The following is a 6,267-nucleotide window of genomic DNA, read 5'->3' on the forward strand; positions in this document are numbered from 1 at the left end:
TTTTCTCACCAGAAACCTACTTTATGAAAGTGACGTTCGCTACTTGCTTTTAGTTTTCTTTTGTCAACATAAAAGAATAGAATAGTTCCTCCATTATTTGCCGATACTTAAATTGATATTTCCATCATAGTAAAAATTTGGGCTGTGTAAAAGGAGCTAATAAAGATGAAGATCTCAACTAAAAAATAAAAGAACAGGTTCTCCATTTGTCTACAAGTGCTAGACCTTATATTAATCCTGACGATATTAATGTCCCTGAAGGATTAAAGTTGAAGTTGTTGCTGCAGGATTATCTTTTCCGACTGGAATGTGATTTGATGTGCTGGTGCAGTTGGATCTTGGCGAGAATTACATCATCTGCTTTTTTTAAATCTACAAGCTTTGGGTGCTTTCGCAGTTGCTGAGCAATTAGGTCTTTCACTAGGAATAAAAGAAATTGTTACTCTAACGTTTAAGGTGGCACACGATAAAACAATGCACCAGCTTTTACTACAAGAATACATGCTAGAAATGGCTCCTATATCAATTCTTTATACAGAAAGTATCTAAAAGGATCTTATCATGGTCTAAAAAGGATTAAAATAGCATTTTTTAGAAGGGGGGTGGTGAAGCAATGGAATGGTTAAAGAGCTTGTTAGACGATCGAGATGAAATTAAATCAATGAAAAGCAATATGTATACAGGAACAACGAAATTAATTTTAGGCGCAATATTAGCGTCTCTTGCTTGTATTTTTCAGTCGGCAGGTATATTTGTTGGTATTGGCTATGTAGTAAGTATATTAACAACCTTGCCGATTGTTGTTGCATCAGTTATATCGTTGAAAATTGGCTTTCTGACATATATCCTTACGATCCTTTTATTAGCAATCACCCAACCAAGTGAGTTGCTGATTTTTTCGTTTACAACTGGATTACTCGGACTTTCATTAGGAATTGGCTTGAAAATTCTCCGAAATTCTGTATTGATTACTGTGTTTTCTAGCTTTTGTTTGACCTTAGGTATTACATGTTTACTTTATGTTATTCAATTTCCTATTCTTGGACCATCTGTTACGACAAATTTTGATAGTAAAATATTGCTTTATATATTTGCTTTCTCCATTTTGTATAGCTGGATTTGGCTTAAGTTAAGTTTATTAACGTTGAAGGCTGTTAATCGTTTTGTATTTAGAAAAGTAGCGATCCTTTATAGTGAAAAAGGATAATTTAAACTTGTCATATAAAATCCCGTAAATTTTAGTATGAATCTGAAACTTCAGGTTATAAAAAACCGTCTATTATAAGCAAGGAGGGATATATGAAAAAGTTTGCAGTTTTGCCGTTACTCTTTCTACTAAACATAATGTTAACTGGCTGTATGGTTTATGATTCTAAATCATCTCTACCAATTGAGTTGATTGCCTTTAATAGCCTTACAAAGGAAGAACAGAATTCCATTCCTGTCAGCCCAAAGGATTCAACAGTAGAAAAAATAAATGTGGATGAAGAGAACAGGTTATTGTTTCATAAGGATTATGATAAAGAACAGGTTTACTCTGTTACATTTAACAATCTCGAAAAAGAAGATAAACTTACAGTTTTTGTTGATTTAGACAAAGAAACTGTTGTTGGAAAAGGATTTCTTACTAGATAAACACATAAAAAAAGGAAACGATAGTAGTATTTAGTTTCCTTTTTTTATATAATCAATATCCCTTATCAAAATTAAGTAAGTTTACAGAGGGTTGTTTACCATTAAGATAATCTTGCAGGTTAGGAATAAAGATATTTTCTAAAACTCTTTGGTTGTAGTATTCTGTACTACCTGAAGTATGTGGCGTGATGATGACATTTTCCATCTTCCATAAGGGGCTTTCCTTTGGTAGTGGCTCTATTTCAAAAACGTCTAAACCAGCTCCGGCAATTTGTTTTGATTCAAGTGCTTCAATTAGTTCAGTTTCTTTTACAATTGCTCCACGTCCAATATTAATAAAGATAGAGGAAGACTTCATAAGTTCAAATTCCTCTTTTCCAAATAAACCTTTAGTTTCAGGTGTTAAAGGCAAAGTAACGATTACAAAATCACACTGTGGAAGAATCTTATGTAAATCAGAAGAAGTGTACATTTCATCAACAAATTCTTCCTGCTCACCAGAATTTCTAATTCCTAAAACCTTCATCCTAAACGCTTTAGCAATTTTTGCTGTTTCTCTTCCAATATGGCCAACACCAATGATTCCCACAGTTTTTTCATGAAGTTCTTGATTCATATTTGCGTGATGCCAAGTTTGTTGTGTTTGCTGACGAACGTATGTATGAAGCTTTCTTGTGAATGATAACATATATGCGAAAATCGTTTCAGAAATAGGATACCCGTGAACACCGTTCGCAGATGTAAGGTGGATCTTTTTTACGTGAAAATAATCTAAGGGAACCTTATTTACACCAGCACTCCAGGTTTGCAGCCATTTCAAGTTGATATCTTCTTTTAAAATGATTTCCTCCATCTGTTTTTTCCAGCCTGCGATTATCTCCGCATCTTTAAGATGTGGTTCCCAAATTGAAGAATCACTACCAGTAATAATGGTCCAGTCTGGAAGAATGTCAATAACTTTATGTAATAAGTGCTCGTTAAGATTTTGTGTGATAACAAGCTTTCTTTTCATGATATTTAGCCCCCATTCACAGTGTTTTTCTAATTGGGTTGTTAACGATTGATATTATTTAGAATATATCAGAAATTACAGCTCCAACTAATAATCACTGAATACTCTTTTAATTATATCATGATCATATTTAAAGAGTGAAAAGTTGCATGAATATTTAGCAGAATAAATTTTCTATAAGACTGAAATGGGTTCAAAAGCAGAACAGAAGAGGAGATATGTTGTTAACAAAGTCCAAGCTTATAATTTAACTCTATTGTTGCAGCATTGAGCTGAAAAGCTTAATATTAAATAAAGTAATTTTCTATATTATTTTCTGAAAAAGAAGGGAAAATTACAACTATAAAGTAGCAAAATAGTATGTATCGTGCTATTTTAGGACAATCTAAATGGCGAGGTGATGGGATGGACATTGCAAAAATTGGCGATGTAATTTCCTTTAAACGGGAAGATATTTCTCATGAAGGTGTAGTAACAGGCATAAGAGATAATTCTGTAATGGTTCAATATGGTCGATCAAAAGAAAAAGATGAACCATTAAAAACGGTTGTTAATCATAAAAATTACAAAATTATAAGTTCAAGTTGATTTTATTGAGAGTGGCAGGTCTTACCCTGCCACTAATTGGATTCTACATATTAGAAATATTCAAGCTATAGTACCCCTTAACACTTCCATTACTTTAACCACAAAATAACCTGCATATTAATCTAATTTCACAAGCGTGATATCTTCAAATTAAGGAAAGAAAAATCAGAAAACATTATCTAAATCTAATTTTTTTATTTTACTTTATTGTTAGTACTATTAACGGTTAACAAAAATTGGTATTATCAAATTGATGTTTAATTGATTTCAAGCTCCTGATAAAATAACCATTACTAAAGAAAAAGCGTATGAAAAAATTGTTTGAGTTAAAGCCTTTCTATGTCTATGAATTTGAGTATAAGCAATATGTTTTATGTGTCAAAATTGATTGTCCGCATGGAGAAAACGCGACAAACGGTGAAATCACTTTTTATTAAGAGATTTGTAGTTTACAGTTCATAAAGAAAGATCTATTATTATTTTAAATATTATTTCGGCTTTAAAAGTAATTGATTTCCAACTGATGAAGAAGATGTGCTTAGAATTTATAGTACAGGAGTAAATCAATCATATCTATAATCTTTCTTTAATTTGGGGTGTTTTATATAAATCTTTTAGAATTATACTTCAAAAAATATACACGTATTGTACAAGCATCAGATTATGTAGATTGGGCTTATCACCATATAAAAAGTGATATAATCGAAGTGAAAAAGTTAGCTAGTATGAGTATAAAGAAACCATTAAATATATTTGAAATAGAAGAGATGTTTGCGGGTGTTATGAAAGCATTGCAACAAGATGAACCAAGTAAAGAACAATGCTTTGATTATCATATTAATCAGATTCATTCACAATTGTTATTGCCCAATAGTAATGCCTTGTCAATTGTGAAAGAGATCTATACTTTTACAATTCAACATGAGTTGTACGAGCAGCAGATGAATTGGCAAGAAATCAGTGATTTGATTGATGATTATCAATATGGTGATAATTATAATGAATATACCATGGACAAAATATATGAAATAATTGGAGATCATGCACGTAGAATTTGGATACAAAAAAAGACAAGTAATTTTTAATTACTAGCAAGTGTGAAAGAAAACGAGGTAATCAACATGAAAATACAGCTTAAAGATATTGTCTCAAAAAGTATTTTAACTCCTGCAAAAGGTGCAATAGATGATTTTACTCATTCTTTAAATCCTTATGTTGGTTGTGTTTTCGGATGTAAATACTGTTATGTAAGACAGCTTCCTGTATCCCTATTTCGTGAACAAGAGTGGGGAACATGGATTGATATCAAAGGTAATGCGGCAGAGCTTTTGAAAAAAGATATGCTGAAAGCTAAGAAAAAAGGTCCTGTAACGATTTTCATGTCTTCTTCTACTGATCCGTATCAACCAATTGAAGTAAAAACAGAGTTAACAAGAAGTTTATTAGAAGTCATGCTAGAGGCACAGCCTGATTTCATTCATGTTCAAACAAGGTCTCCATTAGTAAAGCGAGACCTTGATTTATTCAAGAAGTTCGGTGATAAAATAAGAATTTCTATGACAATCGAAACAGATAAAGAAGAGGTGAGAAAGGCTTTTTCGCCAACTGCGCCTCCTATTCCTGCAAGGATAGCTGCTATAAAAGAAATTACAGATGCAGGAATTATGACACAAGCAACAATTGCACCATTGCTACCTTGTTCAAGAGATTTCCCTCAAAAACTAAAACACATTGCTAATCGAGTAACGATAGATGATTTTTGGATGGGTGATGGAAGTGGAGGGAAAAGAACAGAAAAACTCGGAGTTTATAAAATTTATAAACAAATGGGATTAGAGAAGTGGTATAATCCAACGGCTTATAAAGTGGTGCTTAAGATGATGCAGGAAGAACTACAGAATTCTCAAGTTGAACTAATGATTTCAAAAAAAGGATTTAGCCCTGATGGAAATTAGATTTTACCAAATTATTAATAGTAAGGAGGGATTTCTTGATAAAAAAAGACACGATTTTATTTACTATAATCGGAATTCTTCTTATTTATAACATACTAAGCTACATCAAAATAAGTAAACTAGAAGAACGGCTGCAAATAGTTGATTCTATGCAAAACGAACTATCGAATGTAAATTATTCTGTTCAAGATATTTCTTCTCAAATAGATATGAAACTTACAGAATTCGTACAAAATCAGCTGTGGATTCAAAAGAAAGAATATCAGATAAATTCTGTAAATATTGAAGAAAATCAAATTGACGTTGTAATTGATTGGAGTTTGAGAGAGTTAGCTCAAGGTGAAAAAGTTACGTTACTGTACCGTGAAAAAACAGAGAAAAATTGGACTGAGCTTCAACCAACTCAAGCTAATAATCTAAATTATAGAGTTGAAACTTCTTTTCACCTTGACGGTAATTATGAAACACAGGTTGTGGCAACTTCAAGCTCAGGGAAAAGATCTGAAAGTTTAGTAGAACTGCCTTTTAAAGAACATTTGAATCAACGAATAACAACAGACGCATTTGTTCACCAAGCTGGTGAGGGGCAGATGGATATTAATATCTACATTCAAAATACCGTTAAAAATGAATTTTTCGAATTTGAAAATAATGATCAGTTGAAAATACAAAGTGCTAAAGCTCAGTTATTTTTTGATGGTAAAAGTATTAAACAATGGGATTTATTAAAAGAACAAGAAAATCTTCATTATATTTCAGATTCTTATAATGAAAGTATAAATTATAATACTTTCATTGATCTTAAAGAGAATGTTGGCAAAGAGATAGGCGATGTCAAGCTTCTTGTTACATTGAAGGATGGATATGGAATCACATATGAAACAGAAGGTATTTCTGAAGGCTCTATTAATTGGTAGATCTATTATTGTATTTTAGCAATTCTCCAGGAATGAGAAATACACTAAACATATTTAGTATTATTCTATTAAAACCCTTACCTTATTCGAATCAAAGTGAAGTGACCCCTTAAAGTTAGACACGGTTATTTCTTTAGGCAACTTGGGTAAAATGAGTTCG

At 31.9% G+C, this 6,267-nt stretch carries 7 protein-coding genes; 6 read left to right on the forward strand and 1 reads right to left on the reverse strand.

Going from position 1 to position 6,267, the window contains the following annotated elements:
* The first annotated feature begins 613 nt into the window (after window positions 1-613).
* Both FS935_RS19595 and FS935_RS19600 read left to right on the forward strand, forming a co-directional pair.
* Window positions 614-1,207, forward strand: a complete 594-nt coding sequence (locus FS935_RS19595; protein WP_146950329.1) for a hypothetical protein — start codon at window positions 614-616, stop codon at window positions 1,205-1,207.
* Between the two features lie 92 nt (window positions 1,208-1,299).
* The gene (locus FS935_RS19600; RefSeq protein ID WP_146950330.1) at window positions 1,300-1,635 is read left to right on the forward strand and encodes a hypothetical protein; all 336 of its coding nucleotides are present in this window, start codon (window positions 1,300-1,302) and stop codon (window positions 1,633-1,635) included.
* Between the two features lie 52 nt (window positions 1,636-1,687).
* Here the strand turns inward: FS935_RS19600 and FS935_RS19605 are convergent, their stop codons facing one another.
* Window positions 1,688-2,650 carry a D-2-hydroxyacid dehydrogenase gene (locus FS935_RS19605; RefSeq protein WP_146950331.1) on the reverse strand — a complete coding sequence of 321 codons (963 nt, stop codon included), beginning with the start codon at window positions 2,648-2,650 and terminating at the stop codon, window positions 1,688-1,690.
* 357 nt (window positions 2,651-3,007) lie between these two features.
* Here FS935_RS19605 and FS935_RS19610 point away from each other — a divergent pair, with 357 nt between their 5' ends.
* The 4 genes from FS935_RS19610 to FS935_RS19625 all read left to right on the forward strand — a co-directional run bounded on the left by FS935_RS19610 (window position 3,008) and on the right by FS935_RS19625 (window position 6,107).
* Window positions 3,008-3,235, forward strand: a complete 228-nt coding sequence (locus FS935_RS19610) for a DUF2187 family protein (protein WP_240050974.1) — start codon at window positions 3,008-3,010, stop codon at window positions 3,233-3,235.
* A gap of 707 nt (window positions 3,236-3,942) precedes the next feature.
* Window positions 3,943-4,320 carry a hypothetical protein gene (locus tag FS935_RS19615; RefSeq protein WP_146950332.1) on the forward strand — a complete coding sequence of 126 codons (378 nt, stop codon included), beginning with the start codon at window positions 3,943-3,945 and terminating at the stop codon, window positions 4,318-4,320.
* Between the two features lie 36 nt (window positions 4,321-4,356).
* Window positions 4,357-5,190: an SPL family radical SAM protein gene (locus tag FS935_RS19620; protein ID WP_146950333.1), complete on the forward strand. Its 834-nt coding sequence runs from the start codon at window positions 4,357-4,359 to the stop codon at window positions 5,188-5,190.
* 35 nt (window positions 5,191-5,225) lie between these two features.
* Window positions 5,226-6,107 carry a hypothetical protein gene (locus FS935_RS19625; RefSeq protein ID WP_146950334.1) on the forward strand — a complete coding sequence of 294 codons (882 nt, stop codon included), beginning with the start codon at window positions 5,226-5,228 and terminating at the stop codon, window positions 6,105-6,107.
* The last annotated feature ends 160 nt before the right edge of the window (window positions 6,108-6,267 follow it).

The organism is Metabacillus litoralis (genome assembly GCF_007994985.1).
Lineage (GTDB): Bacteria > Bacillota > Bacilli > Bacillales > Bacillaceae > Metabacillus > Metabacillus litoralis.